The organism is Lysinibacillus sp. RU7, from assembly GCF_057837305.1.
Genome location: NZ_JBYQFK010000062.1, coordinates 1 through 1,343, shown reverse-complemented (window position 1 = coordinate 1,343; position 1,343 = coordinate 1). Strand labels below are relative to the sequence as shown.

The 1,343-nt window shown below is 38.9% G+C and carries 1 protein-coding gene; it reads right to left on the bottom strand.

What is annotated here, in order from left to right; translation table 11 throughout:
- Window positions 1–1,292: IS1182 family transposase (locus AC3II9_RS21455; RefSeq protein WP_489158720.1), on the bottom strand; the 1,292-nt coding region annotated here is incomplete at its 3' end.
- Window positions 1,293–1,343 lie beyond the last annotated feature (51 nt).

Sequence of the window (1,343 nt, the reverse complement as noted above, 5' to 3'; positions counted from 1 at the left end):
AGCATCGCTTGCATGGACAATTTTTTAATCCCACGTAGGGTTGTCCATCGCATACCATGCTTTTCTTTCGCATCTGCAAAGACCCGTTCAATCGTTTCTTTCCGTCGCGCATATATTTGTTTGATATCGTTTTGATGACGAAGATGATCCGCTTCCTCCACATAATGTGCCCAAATATGACGTTCAATTATTTTTCGATGATCCTTACTATTAGTACATTGAGCCAGTAAAGGACAGGTTGCACATTGAGTTGGGTTTGATTTATATTGGCGTTTACCTTCTTTGGTCGTAGTCGAGTATTGAAGGACTTGCCCTTCCGGACAAAGGTAGCAGTCGTAGTACTCGTCGTATACATACTCGTGTTTGCGTAAAAATCCTTCCTTTGTTTTTGGGCGTGTATAAGGCAGTGCCGGTTGAATATCTTGGTCGAATAAAAATTTAGTGATCGCAGGTGTTTTGTAAGCAGCATCAGCAGCTACAGCGAGTGGCTTTTTCACTTTTTCCATTACCTTTTCAACAAGTGGTTGAAGCATATGACTATCATGAACATTACCAGGTGTCACAATCGATCCGAGTATAAATCCATATCGATCCGCCGCTGCATGAAATGAGTAAGCAAACTGCTTCGTCCGTTCATCTTTTACATAGTAGCCACTTTCAGGGTCTGTCGTACTTTCTTTAATTTCCTTCATCTCTTCTTTTTCAAATTTATCTGGTGGGAATGGTTTCTTCCCATGATCAATCCGGTCTTGATTCAATTCTTCTTGAAGTTTCGCTTCATATGCCCGAGTCTCTTTGCGTACCATTTTCTTTTCGAATTTACGTTTATTCGCACTCGCTTTGACATGAGTTGAATCGATGAAAACATGGTCAGCACTTAGTAAACCTTTATCCGCAATTTCTTTGAGTATGCGATAAAAAATCTGTTCAAAGATATCAGTATCTTGAAAACGACGTTCATAATTTTTACCGAAGGTAGAAAAGTGCGGTACTTCCGAATGGAATCCAAATCCTAAAAACCAACGATACGCCATATTCGTCTCAATTTCTTTTATTGTTTGACGCATTGAACGAATCCCGAATACATATTGAACAAAAGTCATCTTGATTAATACAACTGGGTCGACACTAGGTCGACCTAATTTAGAATACAGCGGTTCTACTAGTGGATAGATGAAAGAAAAATCAATCGCCGCTTCAAGCTTTCTGACAAGATGGTCTTGTGGCACAAGTTGATCAATCGTGATCATTTCAATTTGATCACGTTCATGATTATGGTTTTTCGTCATCATATCTATCACCTCTAGTAGTAAGTACTAATTTTATTTTAAAAGAAAAAAGAC